Source organism: Niabella beijingensis (assembly GCF_020034665.1).
GTDB lineage: Bacteria > Bacteroidota > Bacteroidia > Chitinophagales > Chitinophagaceae > Niabella > Niabella beijingensis.
The window spans coordinates 2,775,644-2,793,344 of the sequence record NZ_JAIQDI010000001.1 but is presented as its reverse complement, the minus strand read 5'-3'; the positions used below and the strand labels follow the sequence as shown (position 1 = coordinate 2,793,344).

17 protein-coding genes are annotated in these 17,701 nt (G+C 47.8%); 14 read left to right on the top strand and 3 right to left on the bottom strand.

The annotated features are described in order from the left end of the window. Positions 1-39 precede the first annotated feature (39 nt). Together K7B07_RS11625 and K7B07_RS11620 are read left to right on the top strand one after the other, a co-directional pair. On the top strand, positions 40-864 hold the full coding sequence (locus K7B07_RS11625; RefSeq protein ID WP_223709771.1) for an SDR family oxidoreductase: 825 nt from the start codon (positions 40-42) through the stop codon (positions 862-864). 150 nt (positions 865-1,014) lie between these two features. After that, positions 1,015-1,290 (top strand): hypothetical protein, encoded by a 276-nt coding sequence (locus tag K7B07_RS11620; protein ID WP_223709768.1) that lies wholly within the window; start codon positions 1,015-1,017, stop codon positions 1,288-1,290. A gap of 19 nt (positions 1,291-1,309) precedes the next feature. Here the strand turns inward: K7B07_RS11620 and lptB are convergent, their stop codons facing one another. Then, positions 1,310-2,101: an LPS export ABC transporter ATP-binding protein gene (gene lptB, locus K7B07_RS11615; RefSeq protein ID WP_223709767.1), complete on the bottom strand. Its 792-nt coding sequence runs from the start codon at positions 2,099-2,101 to the stop codon at positions 1,310-1,312. Between the two features lie 168 nt (positions 2,102-2,269). Here lptB and metF point away from each other — a divergent pair, with 168 nt between their 5' ends. The 6 genes from metF to K7B07_RS11585 all read left to right on the top strand — a co-directional run bounded on the left by metF (position 2,270) and on the right by K7B07_RS11585 (position 7,901). Beyond that, positions 2,270-3,220 carry a methylenetetrahydrofolate reductase [NAD(P)H] gene (metF, locus tag K7B07_RS11610; RefSeq protein WP_223709765.1) on the top strand — a complete coding sequence of 317 codons (951 nt, stop codon included), beginning with the start codon at positions 2,270-2,272 and terminating at the stop codon, positions 3,218-3,220. A 56-nt stretch (positions 3,221-3,276) separates the two neighbouring features. Further along, positions 3,277-3,579 (top strand): putative antibiotic biosynthesis monooxygenase, encoded by a 303-nt coding sequence (locus K7B07_RS11605; protein ID WP_223709764.1) that lies wholly within the window; start codon positions 3,277-3,279, stop codon positions 3,577-3,579. A gap of 1 nt (position 3,580) precedes the next feature. Then, positions 3,581-5,014 carry a 23S rRNA (uracil(1939)-C(5))-methyltransferase RlmD gene (rlmD, locus tag K7B07_RS11600; protein WP_223709763.1) on the top strand — a complete coding sequence of 478 codons (1,434 nt, stop codon included), beginning with the start codon at positions 3,581-3,583 and terminating at the stop codon, positions 5,012-5,014. A gap of 23 nt (positions 5,015-5,037) precedes the next feature. Further along, positions 5,038-5,712, top strand: coding sequence for a rhomboid family intramembrane serine protease (locus K7B07_RS11595; protein ID WP_223709762.1), 675 nt, complete (start codon positions 5,038-5,040; stop codon positions 5,710-5,712). 56 nt (positions 5,713-5,768) lie between these two features. Continuing rightward, positions 5,769-6,707 carry a rhomboid family intramembrane serine protease gene (locus K7B07_RS11590; protein ID WP_223709761.1) on the top strand — a complete coding sequence of 313 codons (939 nt, stop codon included), beginning with the start codon at positions 5,769-5,771 and terminating at the stop codon, positions 6,705-6,707. Positions 6,708-6,779: 72 nt separating this feature from the next. Continuing rightward, a complete protein-coding gene (locus K7B07_RS11585) occupies positions 6,780-7,901 on the top strand; it encodes an endonuclease/exonuclease/phosphatase family protein (protein ID WP_223709760.1) in 1,122 nt (373 codons plus the stop codon). 5 nt (positions 7,902-7,906) lie between these two features. Here K7B07_RS11585 and K7B07_RS11580 read toward each other — a convergent pair whose 3' ends face one another. Then, entirely contained in the window at positions 7,907-8,467 is a 561-nt protein-coding gene (locus tag K7B07_RS11580; RefSeq protein WP_223709759.1) for a hypothetical protein, read from the bottom strand. A gap of 176 nt (positions 8,468-8,643) precedes the next feature. On the opposite strand from K7B07_RS11580, the gene cysS reads away from it, so the two are divergent. The 6 genes from cysS to K7B07_RS11550 all read left to right on the top strand — a co-directional run bounded on the left by cysS (position 8,644) and on the right by K7B07_RS11550 (position 15,741). Next, entirely contained in the window at positions 8,644-10,146 is a 1,503-nt protein-coding gene (gene cysS, locus K7B07_RS11575) for a cysteine--tRNA ligase (protein ID WP_223709758.1), read from the top strand. A gap of 63 nt (positions 10,147-10,209) precedes the next feature. Next, on the top strand, positions 10,210-11,493 hold the full coding sequence (locus tag K7B07_RS11570; protein ID WP_223709757.1) for an ABC transporter permease: 1,284 nt from the start codon (positions 10,210-10,212) through the stop codon (positions 11,491-11,493). Between the two features lie 60 nt (positions 11,494-11,553). Next, positions 11,554-13,641, top strand: a complete 2,088-nt coding sequence (locus tag K7B07_RS11565; protein ID WP_223709756.1) for a RagB/SusD family nutrient uptake outer membrane protein — start codon at positions 11,554-11,556, stop codon at positions 13,639-13,641. A gap of 94 nt (positions 13,642-13,735) precedes the next feature. Next, positions 13,736-14,257 (top strand): hypothetical protein, encoded by a 522-nt coding sequence (locus K7B07_RS11560; protein ID WP_223709754.1) that lies wholly within the window; start codon positions 13,736-13,738, stop codon positions 14,255-14,257. Between the two features lie 106 nt (positions 14,258-14,363). Beyond that, entirely contained in the window at positions 14,364-14,573 is a 210-nt protein-coding gene (locus tag K7B07_RS11555; protein ID WP_223709753.1) for a helix-turn-helix domain-containing protein, read from the top strand. A gap of 166 nt (positions 14,574-14,739) precedes the next feature. Next, a complete protein-coding gene (locus tag K7B07_RS11550; protein WP_223711359.1) occupies positions 14,740-15,741 on the top strand; it encodes an SDR family NAD(P)-dependent oxidoreductase in 1,002 nt (333 codons plus the stop codon). A 29-nt stretch (positions 15,742-15,770) separates the two neighbouring features. On the opposite strand, the gene K7B07_RS11545 is transcribed toward K7B07_RS11550, so the two are convergent. Then, positions 15,771-17,690 carry a TonB-dependent receptor plug domain-containing protein gene (locus tag K7B07_RS11545; RefSeq protein ID WP_223709752.1) on the bottom strand — a complete coding sequence of 640 codons (1,920 nt, stop codon included), beginning with the start codon at positions 17,688-17,690 and terminating at the stop codon, positions 15,771-15,773. Positions 17,691-17,701 lie beyond the last annotated feature (11 nt).

Here is a 17,701-nt window from a genome sequence, read left to right as displayed (position 1 = left end):
CTTTTACAATAGAGTGCCGCTGATTTTGTATTTTTCATTATGATTTTTAAAGACAAAACCGTTGTTATTTCCGGGGCCACCCGCGGCATCGGAAAAGCCATTGCTTTAAAACTGGCCGCGGCCGGCGCCAATATTGTGGTTGCTGCCAAATCCGTAGTGGAAAATGAAAAACTGGGCGGCACTATTTATTCCGCTGCTGAAGAAATTGAGGCGGCCGGTGGAAAAGCGCTGCCGGTAGCCTGTGATGTAAGGGAGGAGGAGCAGGTGAAAAAAGTAATGGCTGAAGCTGTTACCGCTTTTGGCGGCATCGACGTTGTGGTGAACAATGCTTCTGCCATCTCCTTAACAGATACAGCCTCCACTCCTCAGAAAAGATATGACCTGATGCAGGAAATCAATGTAAGAGGAAGCTTTTTAATGGTACAGGCAGCATTGCCCCATCTGAAAAAGTCGGCCAATGCGCATATTTTAACCCTGTCGCCACCAATCAACCTCAACCCCAAATGGCTGGGCCCCCATATTGCCTATACCATTTCCAAATACAATATGAGCCTGCTTACACTGGGCTGGGCAGCGGAATTCAAAACAATTCCCATTGCCGCAAATGCATTGTGGCCCAAAACCACCATTGACACCGCCGCCGTGCGCAACCTGCTGGGAGGACAGGCCCTGGCTAATATGAGCCGTACCCCCCAGATCGTTGCCGATGCCGCATTTTATATACTGCAAAAGCAAGCAGGCAGCTGCACCGGCAATTGTTTCCTGGATGAAGAAGTATTAGAAGCGGAAGGGATCGCCAGCTTTGATAACTATGCTATTAACCCCGGGGGTCCGCTATATACCGACCTTTTTTTAGATAATTAGCCTTTTTATTCCATTTTTTTGCACCGGAATTCATCCTATGTGTAAAAGAAACGCAAAAGCATATGCAAAATGATAGTCTTGCACAATGTTTGATTCTGTTTTAAGGAGTTAATGCATTTCCTTCAATCATTCACCATTAAAAACAGGACTATGGACAAAAGAGAAAAATTAACCGCAATGGACAAGATCCTGCGGGAACTGGACGATCTGAAAAACAGCGAAACTTCTGTACTGAAAAAGATCTCCCAGATCGAAGCGGAGAACATCAATCTGGGGGTGGGATTACTGGATCAAAGCCTCCCCGAAGTGCATGAGAATATTGATGCGGCAATGGAGCAGATTGATATGGTCATCAGCAAGTTTACGGAATACCGGAATCAATTTTCAAAAGACAATAAACTGGAAGAACCGGAAGAAGAAGCTTAATACTTCAGTGGTTTGTAAATCATTCGGAAGAAGATGCCGATTTGCTGGCATTTTGAAAGGCCTCTTCATGCAGGTAATCTTTCCGCTTCAGTTCAAAGTTCCGTCCCAGGTACAACCGGCGTACCTGTTCGTTGGCGGCCAGTTCTTCGGCAGTTCCCCGTTCAAATATTTTTCCGTCAATCAGCAGGTAGGCCCGGTCGCAAATGGAAAGGGTTTCGTTCACATTATGATCCGTTATCAGGATACCGATATTCTTATATTTCAGACGGGCAACAATACTTTGAATGTCCTCCACAGCGATCGGGTCGATCCCCGCAAACGGTTCATCCAGCAGGATGAATTTCGGGTCTACAGCCAGCGCCCGGGCTATTTCGGTCCGTCTCCGTTCACCACCGCTCAACACATCGCCATTGCTTTTGCGTACGTGCCCCAGGCGGAACTCAGCCAGAAGTGATTCCAGCTTTTCTTTTTGTTCCGCCTTGGGAAGCCGGGTCATTTCCAGCACAGCGGCAATATTATCTTCCACGCTCAGTTTCCGGAAAACAGATGCTTCCTGCGGCAGATAGCCGATGCCCATCTGCGCTCTTTTGTACATGGGCAGCTTGGTAATGTTCTGGTCGTTTAAAAATACATCCCCCTCATCAGGCTTTATCAGCCCTACCACCTGGTAAAACGAGGTGGTTTTACCGGCACCGTTCGGTCCCAGCAAACCCACGATCTCTCCCTGGTTTACTTCAAAGGAAACATGATTCACCACGGTACGCTCCCCGTAGCGCTTCACCAGGTCCCTGGTATGTATTTTCATCAACATATCTGGCAAAAATAAGAAAGCTTCCACATTATTTGCTGTGGGCTTCGTTAAATAATGACACCCAAATCTGAAGTCCCGGGCCGGATGGCTGACAGTTAATGGCTAACGGCCGACAGCTAATCGCAACAGCCGTTCATTACTGGCATCTTTCCATTAGTTTTGCAGCCTATGAAGGTGATCGACCATATTAAGAATGCAAAAGATACATTGATCTCTTTTGAAATACTTCCCCCGCTGAAAGGAAAGGGCATTGAAGCGCTTTACGACCATTTGGATCCTTTAATGGAGTACAAACCTGCTTTCATCAATGTCACCTACCACAGAAGCGAGCATATTTTCAAAAAAAATGCAGACGGGAGTTTTAAAAAGGTGATCGTACGCAAGCGGCCGGGAACAGAAAGCATCTGTGCCGCTATTATGAATAAATACAATGTAGACACCGTTCCGCACCTGATCTGTGGCGGATTCAGTGTTAGTGAAACCGAGGATGCGCTGATCAACCTGAATTACCTGGGCATTGATAATGTACTGGTTTTGCGTGGCGATGCGGCCAAAAATGAAACGGCTTTTATCCCGCAACCCGATGGCCACCCTTATGCCATCGATCTCTTAAAACAGGTGGTGGACCTGAACAACGGCGTCTACCTGGAAGAGGATCTTAAAAATTCGCAGAAAACAGATTTTTGCATCGGGGTTGCGGCCTATCCCGAAAAGCATTTTGAGGCACCCAATATGGAAACCGACATGGCATATCTTAAAGCCAAGGTGGATGCCGGGGCCGATTATATCGTGACCCAGATGTTTTTTGACAATGCAAAATATTACGCTTTTGAAGATGCCTGCCGTAAGGCAGGGATCACCATTCCGATCATTCCCGGTCTGAAACCCGTGTACACCCTTAAGCAGCTGAATGTGCTTCCCAAAACCTTCCATATCGATCTGCCGACAGATCTTTCAAAGGAGATGATGAAATGCAGAAGCAATGAAGATGTAGAAAAAGTGGGTACAGAATGGCTGCTGATGCAATCAAAAGACCTGAAAAAAAACGGGGTGCCCGTACTTCATTACTACACCCTGGGCCGGCCCCAGATCATCAGCAATGTGGTAAAAGAGCTCTAAAAAGTGCCTTTCACCGGTCCGGGAGGTCTTAAACATGCGATTATACAAATGCCCGAATGATATTTGTTACACAACTCATTTACATCAATGAAGGAAGCGAAGCAGCATTCCATGCCTTTGAGCAGCTGGCAATTCCGCTGATAAAAAAATACCGCGGCCGGCTTTTATTCCGGCTGCGCCCGGAGAAAACAGCTTTTATTGCAATCGATGTGGAACCGCCCTATGAAATACACCTGGTTTCTTTTGAAACAGAGGAAAACTTCCGGCAGTTTATGGAGGATGAAGAACGGAAACAATTTTTATATTTAAAGGAACAATCCATCCGGTCGGCTGTTCTCATTCAGGGAAAACAATTATAAAATGGCTCGAAAAAAGAAGAAAAATATTATTCTTGAAAATATCCGGATTGAGGATTATGCCGCCGAAGGCCGCTCCATTGCACGGGTGGATGGAAAGGTCATCTTTGTAGAACAGGTCGTTCCCGGTGATGTGGTGGACATCCGGCTGGGAAAAAATAAAAAGGATTGGGCGGAGGGACATCCGCTGGCCTTCAGAGCATATTCTTCCGAGCGGGTAGAGCCTTTCTGTTCTCATTTTGGTGTTTGCGGCGGCTGCCAGTGGCAGATGCTGCCTTATGAAAAACAGCTGCAATACAAACATCAGCAGGTAAAGGACAACCTGCAGCGTATCGGGAAAATTCCGCTTCCGGATATACAGCCCATCCTTGGGGCATCGGCTACCCGGCACTACCGCAATAAGATCGAATACACTTTTGGAACCGAACTGTTCCTGCCCAAAGAGCAGTTCAATGCACTGAAAGAACAGGGGATCAATCCCCATGAATACGGAAAACAGGGCGTTGCCGGTTTTCATGCAAAAGGCTTCTGGGACAAGATTGTGGACATCCATACCTGTCATCTGCAGGCAGAACCGACCAATGCCATCCGCCTGGCGATAAAGGCATTTGCAAAAGAGCACGATTACAGCTTTTACGATCTGCGTCAGCATACAGGCTTTTTACGTACCATGCAGGTACGCCTTTGCGAAACCGGGGAGCTCATGGTAAACCTGATGATGGGCGAAGATGATCCGGAAAAGCGGGAAAAGATCTTACATCATCTTCAGGCGCAATTTCCGCAGATCACCACGCTTTTATATACCATCAATACCAAACGGAACGACAGTCTGCATGACCTGGAGCCGGTGGCCTGGTACGGTCCGGGCTACGTGACCGAACAGCTGGAACAATACCGGTTCAAGATCGGACCCAAGTCCTTCTTTCAGACCAATACCCGGCAGGCTGTGGAACTTTACCGGGTAACCCGGGATTTTGCGGAACTTTCAGGAAACGAGACCCTTTACGACTTATATTGCGGCACAGGTAGCATTGGTATCTTCTGCAGTGAAAAGGCGGAAAAAGTGATCGGGGTGGAAATGATCGATGCAGCCATCGAGGACGCGAAAGAAAACGCCGCATTGAATGGCCTGGATAAAACCCATTTTTATGCGGGTGATGTTATTGATATTTGTACCGATTCTTTTTTTGAACAACATGGCCGTCCGGATGTTATAGTAACCGATCCGCCCCGGGCAGGAATGCATGAGAAGCTGGTACAGAAGATCAATGAGATGGCGGCGCCCACCGTGGTTTATGTAAGCTGCAATCCCGCAACCCAGGCAAGGGATCTGGCATTGTTGAACGAAAAATATGAGGTTACAAAAATTCAGCCGGTGGATATGTTTCCGCATACGCTCCATATAGAAAATGTGGCACAGCTGAAACTCCGGTCCTGAATCAACTAAATACAACATTACGCATGAGTTCTTATTTCACAAGACCCGCCGAAAAATTTCCGCCCGCTATCAAATACCTTATTGCCATTAATGTAGTGGTATGGGTGGCGCAGCTGTTATTTGATGCCAAATATCCGCCAATACTTACCCCGGACGGATCACCGGTGGCTTTTCTCACCGGTAAACTGGCCCTGTGGCCGATTGGTGACGGGTTTCAGCCCTATCAGCTGATCACCCATATGTTTGCACATGCAGCCTCCGGTCCTAACAAGTTCTTTCATATCCTGTTCAATATGTTTACGCTGTGGATGTTCGGCCGCATCCTCGAAAATGTATGGGGCACCAAGCGGTTCCTGATCTTTTATTTTATCTGCGGCCTCGGCGCTGCGGCGCTTCATCTGGCGGTACAATACTATACCCATTCCGGCAGCTTTGCGGTTGGTGCTTCTGGTGCTGTAATGGGTGTGCTGGTGGCCTTTGCCATGACCTTTCCCAATACGGAGCTTTATATTATGTTCATTCCCGTTCCCGTGAAGGCAAAATGGGCGATCACCGGTCTTATTTTAATTGACCTGTTTTTCGGATTATACGGGGCTTCCGGAGATAATATTGCCCACTATGCCCACCTGGGGGGTGCCGTTACCGGCTTTATCCTTCTGAAAATCCGGAATAAGACAAACCGGCGTAATTTTTACTAAATTTATCCTAAATAAGGAATCAACTTTTAACCCTTTAATTTTGTTGGTTATTCGATATGGGTATCTCTGACAGAAACTATGACAGCCGGTTATCCTTTGGAACGAGGATCAACCCCCTGGTCATTTTAATTGCGATCAGCATGATCCTGTTCGTAGTATTGGCTTTTTTTAAAGCACTTACCTATCTGCGTTTTGACGAAGGGGCCGATGTGGTTGGTTATTTTAATGACAACATCCTCGGAACAATCGCACTGTCTCCCAAGCTGGGCACCGCCCTGGCCAAGATATGGACCTTCCTGACCTATTCCTTTGTACAGGTAAGTGTATGGGAGCTGATCGCCAATATGCTGTGGCTGTGGTGTTTCGGCTTTATATTCATCGATATTACCGGTAATAAAAAACTCGTTCCTCTTTTTATTTATTCCACACTTTTATCGGGGCTGGTATATGTGCTGGTATGTAAATCCATGCATCCGGAAACACATGCATTTCCCTATTGCAGCGGCTCCGGGGCCTGCATCCTTGCTATTGCTGTGGCAGCCACCACCATCTCGCCCAACTATAAGCTGCTGCCCATGCTTAACGGAGGGGTCTCCCTATGGATCATTACACTGATTTATGCGGTCATTGATTTTGCAACAATATCCCCGGGTGTACCCGCGATGTATTTTTCCCAGCTGACGGGAGCACTGACCGGTTTTCTGTTTATTTATCTCCTGAGAAAGGGCTATGACGGAAGTGAATGGATGAACCGGTTATACGACTGGTTTATTAACCTGTTCAACCCCGAAAAGCAGGAGAATCGCAAAAAAATAAAGGACAGTTATTTTTATAAAACGAGTGGTGCTCCTTTTACAAAATCCGCAAGACTCACCCAGCAGCGTCTCGACGCCATCCTGGACAAAATGAACCAATCCGGTGGTTATGATACACTTACACAGGAAGAAAAGGATTTTTTAACCCGTGCCAGCCAGGAGGATTTCAGAAGCAAATAGCCAAAATTCATTACAGGCAGCATTCGTTTTGCGGATAACTTACCTATCTTACGGTTTGAAAGCGTCCGTCCCATGAGCGTATTTGCAAAAATCAGCAATAAAGTTTTACTGGGCATCAATATCCTGATGGTCTTTTTGTTCCTACTGGCCTGCCTTGCGGCTTATTTAAGCCCTATGGATTGGCCCGTCCTTTATATACTCAGCCTTGGCTTCCCGTTTTTACTGCTTTTTGTGATCTTTTTCCTCGGATGGTGGATCTTTGTCCGGAAAAAATGGGCATTGATTTCAGGGATTGCCCTGGTAGTGGGCGGCGGCCCCATCACGAACTTCTTTGCATTTAATATAAAAAAATCCTTCCGCCAGGAGAAAAAGGAAGATCATATCCGGATCGCTACCTGGAACGTAGCCCGTTTTGTTGAAATGGTGATCAACAACAATAAAGGCAGCCAGACCCGGTACAAAATGCTCCAGCAGATCCAGAGTGTCAATGCGGACATCCTGTGTTTTCAGGAATTCAGTTCTTCCATCAATCCGGACTGGTACAATAATATTGTTGCTGTCAGCAAGGGACTCGGATATCCCTATTTCTATTATTCGCACGACTGGGACGGTGACCGGCTTTTTAATGGCAGTGTTATTTTCAGCCGTTTCCCGATCGCAGATACCGGTATTGTCCGCTATCCCAGGCCCACCCTGCCCGAGGCGCTGGTGTTTGTAGATATCAAAAAGGGTGAAAAACTATTCCGGATCTATACCACACACCTGCAATCCAACCAGTTCCGTAAAGAGGATATTTCAAAAATAGAAGCCCTGAAAAAAGCGAAGGGCAATATTTTCAGCAATGCCTTCTATATCTTTAAAAAACTACGCACAGCGATCCAGCACCGCAGCATACAGGCCGATATGATCCCGGAAATACTCAAAAACAGTCCGCTCCCCACGGTTTTTTGCGGTGACCTGAATGATGTTCCCAATTCCTATACTTACCACACGGTAAAAGGCGACATGCAGGATGCCTTTCTGAAAAAAGGGTTCGGGATCGGCAGAACGTATAATTCCCTTTCTCCTACGCTCAGGATCGACTATATCTTTACAGATGATCACTTTAAAGTAGACCAGATCAAACGCGTCACCACAAATTATTCCGACCATTACATGATGGTCTGCGATCTGCAGCTTACCAGTTCCGACTGAGCGGGTTACCAGTCTTCGTTGGCGTTAACAGCCAGCAGCGGTGCCAGTATCTCTTCATTAAAAAGCGTTTCCAGCATTTCTTTCAGCGGCCGGTTTTTAAGCTTGCCTTTCTTATCGTACACAAAATAACTCCGGTTCAGGAAGATCACTGTTCCCGGGCTTTTAACAGCCAGTACCGTGGCTGCTGAATCGATACGGGGATTAAAACTGCGGATGTTCCGGATAACCGGGGCATTCACTTTTATTCTCCCGTCCCTGAACTCAAAGCTCGCCTGAAAGGTAATGTCATAGTCCTTCCCGTAATAATTAAGCCCTCCGCGCTCTGTGGCCTGAAACACGATCTCCTTATCCGGATCGGTTGATATACGGTCGCGGAAAGATCCAAAGCTCGTACTGATCCTGCGTTCCACGGCTTCAAACAATTGTTGCCGCGAGGCCCCCGGCACTTCAATAACATAATAGCCCTTCCCGTCGGCAGCAGCAAATCCACCCGGTTTCAGCAAAAACTGTGCTTCGCTCTTTGTAAGCAGGAAAAAGAAAGCGGTCAGTAAAAATTGGTATTTCATAAAAATGGTTTTGATCTTTTTATATGACGTTAATACGTTCATTTTAACTGCATGATAATACCGATTTGGCACCGGTTTAATAGATCCGGTTCCCGTTGTATATTCCTTTTCTTTTATTCCTTCCCGGCTAAATACCAGCGACCTCCTTTATATTTGTAATCTTACAAAAAGATGGTATGAGTACACTTAAAATACATAATTCCTATTCGCGCCAGAAAGAGCTGTTTGAACCGATCACGCCGGGCTATGTAGGGATGTATGTTTGCGGACCTACGGTAAGCGGGGAGAGTCACCTGGGGCATGCCCGCCCTTATATTACATTTGATGTGGTGTTCCGTTACCTGGAGCATCTGGGTTATAAGGTGCGTTATGTGCGGAACATTACGGATGCCGGTCATTTTGAAGAAGAAGGCCGCGAAGCTGAGGATAAGATCTCCAGCAAAGCAGTGCTGGAAAAGCTGGAACCTATGGAACTGGTTCAGAAATATACCAACCTGTTTCATTGGGCAATGCAGCTTTTTAATACCATCCCTCCCTCTATTGAACCTACGGCAACAGGGCATATTGTGGAGCAGATCGAAATGATCAAAAAGATCATTGCTGATGGCTACGCCTATGAAAAGAACGGTTCTGTATATTTTGATGTAAAGAAATATGCTGCCACCCATGATTACGGAAAATTGAGCGGCCGGAAAATAGAAGATCTCCTGGAAGCTACCAGGGAGCTGGAAGGACAGGACGAGAAAAAAGACGCTGCCGATTTTGCACTGTGGAAGGCCGCCCCACCCAAGCACATTATGCGCTGGGCCAGCCCCTGGGGGGAAGGGTTTCCCGGCTGGCACATCGAATGTTCTGCCATGGCCACCAAATATCTCGGTGCCCGGTTCGACATACATGGTGGTGGCATGGACCTCCAGTTTCCGCACCACGAAAGCGAAATTGCACAAAGCACCATCTGCAATCACAACGCACCGGTGAAATACTGGATGCACAACAATATGATCACCATCAATGGCCGGAAGATGGGGAAAAGCTATAACAATGTTATTAAATTAACGGAGTTATTCAGCGGCGATCATCCCCTGCTTACACAGGCCTATCATCCTATGATAGTGCGGTTCTTCATTCTTCAAAGCCATTACCGCAGCACGCTCGATTTCAGCAATGAGGCCCTGCAGGCTTCCGAGAAAGGACTGAAGCGTCTTTGGGAAGCATATGAGAACCTGAAACGTCTGAAAGAAAGGAGCGGTGAGTTGCAGGAAACCGCGGCAGATCCGGAACTGGACGAGCGCCTCCGGAAACTTGTGACGGCCTTTGATGAGTTCATGGATGATGATTTTAACACCGCAAAAGTGCTGGCCAATATGTTTGAGGCAGCGCCCGTTATCAACAGTTTAAAGGATAAGACCATTCCCCTGAACAGCATTTCAGCAGCCACCTTTGAGTTATTGCAGCAACAATTCCATACCTACCTGGAAACCATTCTTGGTTTAACGGCGATTTCCGAGGCCGATAATGAAAAGCTGAAGGACGTGATGCAACTGCTGATCGACATACGGAAAGAAGCGCGCAGCCGGAAAGATTTTGTCACTTCTGATAAGATCCGGAACCAGCTGGCGGGCATCGGCATCCTGTTGAAAGACGAAAAAGACGGTAATATCAGCTGGAGCGTTGAGTAATTTATTGTTTTTTGTTTATCGTTTATGGTTTGAACCAGAAACAATAAACCTCAAACCAGAAACATGTATAAACTTTGGGCAAGCATAAAAAAAGATGGCCGCATCCTGTTGCGGGATAAAGTAGGACTGGCACTCATGTTCCTCATGCCCATCGTGCTTGCTATCATTATTGCTTCCGTGCAGAACAGCACTTTTGAACTGGTGAATGATAAAAAAGTTCCCCTCCTGATATTGAACAGGGATACCGGAGAGGCCTCCCGGGAGCTGATCGCTTCGCTGGAAAAAGGAGGTATGTTTACATTGAAAAAACTTCCCGCCGCCGCCAATCCGGCTGATATGAAACGCCGGATGGAAGATAAAGAGGCCTTGCTGGGCATTATTATCCCTGCACAATACACCACTGATGTGCTTTCCAAGGCAGAGCGGGTTTCCGGTGAGGCATTGAAAACGATTGCCGTGGCTGACAGTACAGCCGGCCCATCAAAAATTCCTGTCAGTCCGCTTACACTCTACTATCATCCGGTATTACAAAAGTCGTTCCGGCAGGGGATCGACGGCGCTCTCAACAGTGTATTGCAGATCGTTCAAAGCAAGTACATTGTGCGTTCCCTGTACAGCAGTATCAACAATGAACCCAGCATTCCACAGTCATTGGAGCAACAGATCCTTTCCAACGAGACGCCGGTAAACCAGGAAGCTGTCTCCAAAGACAACAGCCTGCCGGTTCCCAATGCCACCCAGCATAACATACCGGCCTGGACCTTATTTGCAATGTTCTTTATTGTGATCTCCCTTGGCAGCAGCCTGGTACGGGAAAAAACAAGCGGCAGTTTCCTCCGGCTGAAGACCATGCCCACCTCATTGTCGGTTTCCATTATCTCCAAACAGATCACCTATATCCTGATCACGATGCTGCAGGCCGCCGTCATTTTCAGCATCGGTCGCTGGCTGTTTCCGGTGATCGGGCTTCCGGCGTTGAATATACCGGCCGATAAAGGCGGGCTGCTGCTGGTTACCTTCCTTTGCGGATGGTGCGCTACCAGCTTTGCCACCTGCATTGGTACATTTGCCGGCACCCAGGAGCAGAGCAATGGCATCGGGGCCATCAGCATTGTATTGTTTGCAGCTGTTGGAGGATTACTGGTTCCCGCATTCGCCATGCCCGCATCTTTCCAGGGGGTGATGCGGATCTCTCCGCTTTACTGGTGCCTGGAGGCCTTTTATGGGCTGTTCCTGGAAGGCGGCCGCCTGGGAGATATTACCAGGAATCTTATTCCCGTTCTTATCATTATTGCTGTTTTGCAACTGGCCACCTGGGCGGGTATGAAACGGAAGGGGCTCACCTGAGGTTTTGTTTCATAAAATACTTAATTTTATCGGCATATATTCGATAAAATATTAATTGCTATGAGAATCCGCACTTGCCTGCTCGTTTCAGGAATCATCGTTGCCCTTTTTTCCTGTAAGAAAGATAAAGACGTCGATCCGGAAAAGGAAGCGATCCGGAATGCTGCCGACCTTGCCGGCCTGCTAAAAACAGACGCCTCTATATCCATATTTACCGATGTATTAAAACAAACCCCTCTTTCGAAGGAAGACCTGGATGCCGGTATCACCCTGTTTACGGTCTCTAATACGGCCTTTGAGAACGGTGGTTCTTCAAAAACGATAGCAAGAGCTGTTACCGCATCCGCATCCCACCCAAACAGTTATTCAGATACGGTTTCTTCTCCCGCTCTGAATACCAGCAATATCCGGGACCACATCATAAAAGGGTTGATCAATTTTTCGCAACTCCAGAACGGACAGTGCCTGAAAACCGAAAGCGGAAAGACCATCCAGGTAATAAAATCCGGTGACAGCATTTGGGTAAACGGGCTGTTGGTTGAAAAAAATACGCTACTTCATTCCGACAAAGCGGTAGCCTATAAACTTTCCAGGTCATTGACAAATACGCATCCCAAAGGATCCATTGCTGTTACGGTATACGATGCCACTAAATGGTCTGTCGGAGCCCCCAAGGGTGTACCCATTGCCGGTTACCCCGTTTATTTGTTCCATACCCGTGAAGATTTTGCCGCCACCCTTACCGGTAACATTCCCAAATATGCTTACAAAATCCTTACTGGCAACGATGGTATCGCCTTGTTTAATGAAGTGATTCCCGGCAAATACTATTTATCTGCCGGGAATCTCAACAATACCGACACCCTTTTTGCCCAGTTCATTATGACCGCCCGCCCGGATGGTGTACTGATGGGATTATCATCTGACTCATTGATCCTGCCCGGCGCATGGCCCCCCACACAACCCAATGCTACGCCGGGCAGTTTTTACTGGACCGATCTCAATGGAGATGGCGTCCTTAGCCAGCAGGACTACATGCCCCTTCCTTATCGTTCGGTTCAAACAACCGATGATGAAGCAGCATCGGCCATTATTTTAGCAGGAAGGGAAACACAGGATTGGAACGCAGCATTACAACCTCTGGTAAACAGCATTTATAAGACAGCTGCGGATTTTGACAGGGTCCGGGTAATGGCCGATGGTTATATGAGCCAGGATGCTACCGCTACCGGACAATGGATGGCGTTTAACAGGTTTTCATTTAATGCCGGCACCGGGCTTATTGCGGATATCTGGGGGCTCCCTTTTAAAACCATCCGGAATGCAAACGTGGTGATCGCTATCTGTAATCAGATAAACAACGCGGACACGGACCCCTACCGGGCGCAGGCCCGGCTGTTGCGCGCCTATGCCTATATAAACCTGGTTACCTGCTTTGGCGATGTGCCGCTGATGACTGAGGCAAATATGAATACCGAATATTATCCTGCCAGAGCCACCAAGGCCACGGTGCTGGACTTTATCCAGCAGGACCTTGAATTTGCGGCTACTCATTTGCCCGCGAATACTACCAGCAAAAATTTTGTAACAAAATGGACTGCAACGGCATTGCTGGCCAAAACGGCGTTACTGAAAAATGCATTTACAAACGCGCTCAGATACTCCACAGCCGTTATTGGCAGCGGTAACTATGCGCTGGAAACTGATGCCGGTTCCGTTTTTCAGGATGCCGGCAGTAAAGAGCTCATCTGGACAAACATGGAACCCCTGGCTGGTGAATTCAAAACCTACTTTTACAACCGTACCATTTTCCCAACCATCCGGTATGCGGAAGTATTATTAATGAATGCAGAAGCCAATATCCATACCGGAAATCTGAATGCTGCACAAAACACACTGAACCAGCTTCAGCGGCGCAGCGGCAGGATGCCCGTTACGTTAAATGAAAACAACAAACTCGATCAGTTAAACCTTGTTATAAAAGCAGAGGCATCCCGGGAAGGCTATCATTTTGCCACACTTGTTCGTACCGGCTTTGCGGGAACTGAACTGGCTTCTTTTGGATTCCAGGCGCATCATGCACGCCTTCCTATTCCGGAAAGAGAGCTGATTGTAAACCCTAATATCGCCCAAAATCCAGGGTATTAACAACATTAAACACTTATTTTTTAAAATAAAACGATAAATATTTTTTGTTTTATTTTAAATTCATGCTATTTTTGGGGCCTCAATTCAAATCGATATGCCTCCAAAATTTAAAATTACCGGCAGCAGCCTGATGGCGCTTGGTTTTCTTTGCGTCGCTTTTATTGTAAACCTCGTGGTGCTGATCACCAACTCGCTTTCCTCCAATATTGCGTCTATACAGGATTACCGCAACCGGGTATTACCCTTGAATATCCTGGAGTTCATCAAATCGGGGATCCTGCTTGTAATGGGGTACCTGCTGTTGCGTATTATCAGGAATGTGGCGGGCCGTGTAAAATGGAATATGGGCTATTATAAAAAGATCAAGCTTATCGGCTGGCTTAATGTACTGGTATTGCTGATTGATGCCGCAGTAAGCAACTGGAACGAAACGATCATTTCCAAACAGGACACGATAACACAACACCTCACCGATCACAATTTTTACCAGGGTGCACTACTCTCGGCCCTGTTCGATCAACCGCTGTCGTGGTTTCTGATCCTTTGCATTTTCCTGATCGCTGACATCCTGCAATATACCGGAGCGGTAAAAATGGAAAATGATTTCATCATCTGAACAAGGAAGATGTGAAAAAGAACAGCCTTCCCCAACGCAGCTTTATCCGGAGACCGGTACTGCCGGCATCTGATGTCGCACCTAAATAAACAACCTTTATTTAACCATGCCGATTATTATCACCCTGGATGTGATGCTCGCCAAACGCAAAATGTCGCTGACAGAGCTGTCCGAAAAAGTAGGCGTCACCATTGTAAACCTTTCTATTTTAAAAACCGGGAAGGCGAAGGGGGTCCGTTTTGACACACTGGAAGCCATTTGCCGGGCACTGAATTGTACGCCGGGCGATATCATCGATATAACACCAGATCAATAACAATCCGGAATACCATAAACTAAAGACAGCAAAAAAGGACCGTCATACCAGCAGGATCATTCCGTTACGGCATCGGAACAATCAAAGAAAAATGCCGGCAATCCGGAAGCAGCTGCAAATTGGATTCTTGAAAAATAAATAGCTATTTTCGCCAAAACGTCAGCACATCAAACAACAAACCGCAAACATACTGGTTACCGGTGGTACCGGCTTTTTAGGCGCCTATATCCTTAAAGAACTGGTGCAGCAGGGCGTCTCTGTTAAAGCGCTGAAAAGGCCTGCCTCTAAAATACCCACATTTGTTGATCAGGAACTTCTTAACAGGGTGGACTGGATCGAGGGCGATATCCTCGATATCACCTCACTGGAGGAGGCCATGCAGGGTATTGATACCGTCATCCACAGTGCCGCTATTGTTTCTTTTTCCAAAAAAGAACGCCGGCATATGTACCAGGTGAATGTGGAAGGTACCGCCAATGTAGTGAACATGGCGTTGCAGGCTGGCGTAAGACGATTGATACACATCAGCTCTGTTGCAGCCATAGGCCGCAAAAAGGACAGCAGCACGGTAGATGAGACCGCGAAATGGGAAGACAGCAAGAACAACACACATTATGCCATCAGCAAGTTCAGGGCCGAGCTGGAAGTATGGCGCGGTTTTGCGGAAGGGCTGGAAGGGGTTGTGCTCAACCCCGCCACCATCCTGGGTTACGGCAACTGGAATGACGGAAGCTGTGCCATTTTTAAAAATGTTTATAAAGAATTCGGCTGGTATACCTCCGGCATTAACGGCTTTGCAGATGTGGAGGATGTGGCAAAAGCAACCGCAATGCTGCTGAACAGTTCCATCTCCGAAAAACGGTTTATTGTTTGTAATGCCAACTGGCGCTTCCGGCAATTGCTGGATACGATGGCCGACGCATTTGGGAAAAAAAGACCACACCGGCACGCATCCCCTTTTCTGTCCGGTCTGGCCTGGCGCATGGAATGGCTGAAATCCCTGATCACGCGCAGCAAACCCCTGGTTACAAGGGAAAGCGCCAAGGTAGCCAACAGCGAAACACTTTTCGACGGATCCCGGCTTCCGGAAGCACTCCCCGGCTTCCAGTACCGGCCACTGGAAGAAACCATTCAGAACGCCTGCAGCCGGTATAAGCTTCTGACCTGACAATAACCCTAATGTTTTATAAGAGGTGCTTACTTCTGGAACCGGAAACGCAGTCCGCCCTGCATCCATCGTCCCGGCATGGGCGCACCCAGCAGATCACTGTATTGCCGGTCAAGAAGATTGTCTGCCTGTATAAATGCGGTAAACAGGTCATTCAGGAAACTGTAGGAAGCCCTTCCGTTCAGCAGGAAATAGTCTTTTGTTATAACCGCATCAATACTGGTTTTCGCCTGTGGGTTCCGGGTTTTATAGATCCCGGTAAAACTTATGGAGACCGGCCCTGCAGTATAGGTCAGCATTCCATTGGCCAGGAACCGGGCATGCGATAAAATATAAAAAGAAGGATTGGGCTCACTACTCCTGCTGTACAGCCATACAAAACCGCCGTTCAGCCGCAGCGACTGCCGGTCTGTAAACTGCCGGGTATAAGCTGCATCCGCTTCCCACCCGGAGGTGGTTATTGCAGCAACATTCTTTGCCAGTGCATAGCTGCTGTCCCTTATCAGATTTTCTTTACGGGGCATGCCGGCATAAGGTGTATTCACCCAATCGATCAGCCCGGTATGGAAGCGCTGGAAAAAGCTGGTAGAGATCTTCAGGTTCGACCCGCAGAACCAGTCCAGCCCAGCCTCATAGGTCCAGGACCGTTCTGCCTGCAGGGCAGGGTTTCCGATGCTTCCGCCTGTTACACCCGTTTTATTGTAATTGTTGTATAGTTCGGTAAAGTCCGCATTGCGTATGGTTTTTCCGCCGCTGGCGCGCAGCTGAAGGTCGTTCAGTTTATAAGAGGCCGTAAGCTGGGGTACCCATTCAGCGGGCAGCGAACCATACAGCTCCATCCTTAAAGATGGATTGAGGGTAAAATGCGGGCCTACCTGCTGGATCAGCGCGACAAAAGGGGCCGCAGTGTTTAAACTATGGTTGCCGCGGTCGTTGGAGCGGATCTCCCGGTTCTGGAAATTGAACCCGGTCACCAGCTGTGTCTGCTCCGAAAAACGTTGTTGCCAGGTAGCCAGCGCCTGAAACAATTGCGATTTATTACTATTGGCTACAGCGGAAGGATTAAAGGCATACTGATCTTCCATGTCTTTATATCCAGCGTCTGCACTTAGTTGTGTGTTCCCTTTCTGATACTGCAGCCGTGCCTGGTTCCACCAGGAAGCAATTTTTTCCGATGCCGTGTCGGAAGCCGAAGTAGTATAAAAATTCTGCGCGGCAAAATCCCGGTTATCATAGGCCGTCCGCAATGCCAGGTTCCAGTAAGGATTCAGTTTTACCATTAATCCGGCTGATGCCGCCGTATTATGAAAATAGCCCCGGATCCCGCGCTGGGCAACACCGGTGGCATTGTTGGTCAGGAGCCCTGCTCCCACATTAATTTTATCATTCTGATAAAATCCCCCCGCATCTGCATTGAACAGACCATATTCTCCCGCTGCAACCTGTGCACTCACCTGCTGTTTCCGGGTCTGCATGTTTTTATTAAAGGCCTTGGTAATGATATTGATGACACCCCCCACCGCATCGGAGCCGTACACAGCCGATGAAGCCCCTTTCAGTACTTCGATCCGGTCGATCTCCGCAGGACTGATGGGAATATACCCCGTAAAATGCCCGGTATTCGGGTCATTCAGCCGCAATCCGTCCAGGATCACCAGCACCTGCTGAAAGGTGCCGCCGCGTATGGATATGTCGGTCTGCGATCCCTGTGGTCCGCGCATCTGCGCTTCTACTCCCGGTATATATTTCAGCAGCTCGTCAACGGAATGTACCGGCAGACCGGCCATCGTTTCCCCGCTGATGATGGTGATATTCCTTCCTGTTTCGGAGCTTCTCTTCTCCACCAGGGAAGAGGTAACGGTTACCGGGTCAAGCAATGTATCCTGTGCCCGGCTGTTCTGGTTTATAAACACGGTAAGCGTCAATAAAATCAATGCTGTTCTTTTCATGCGATCTTCCT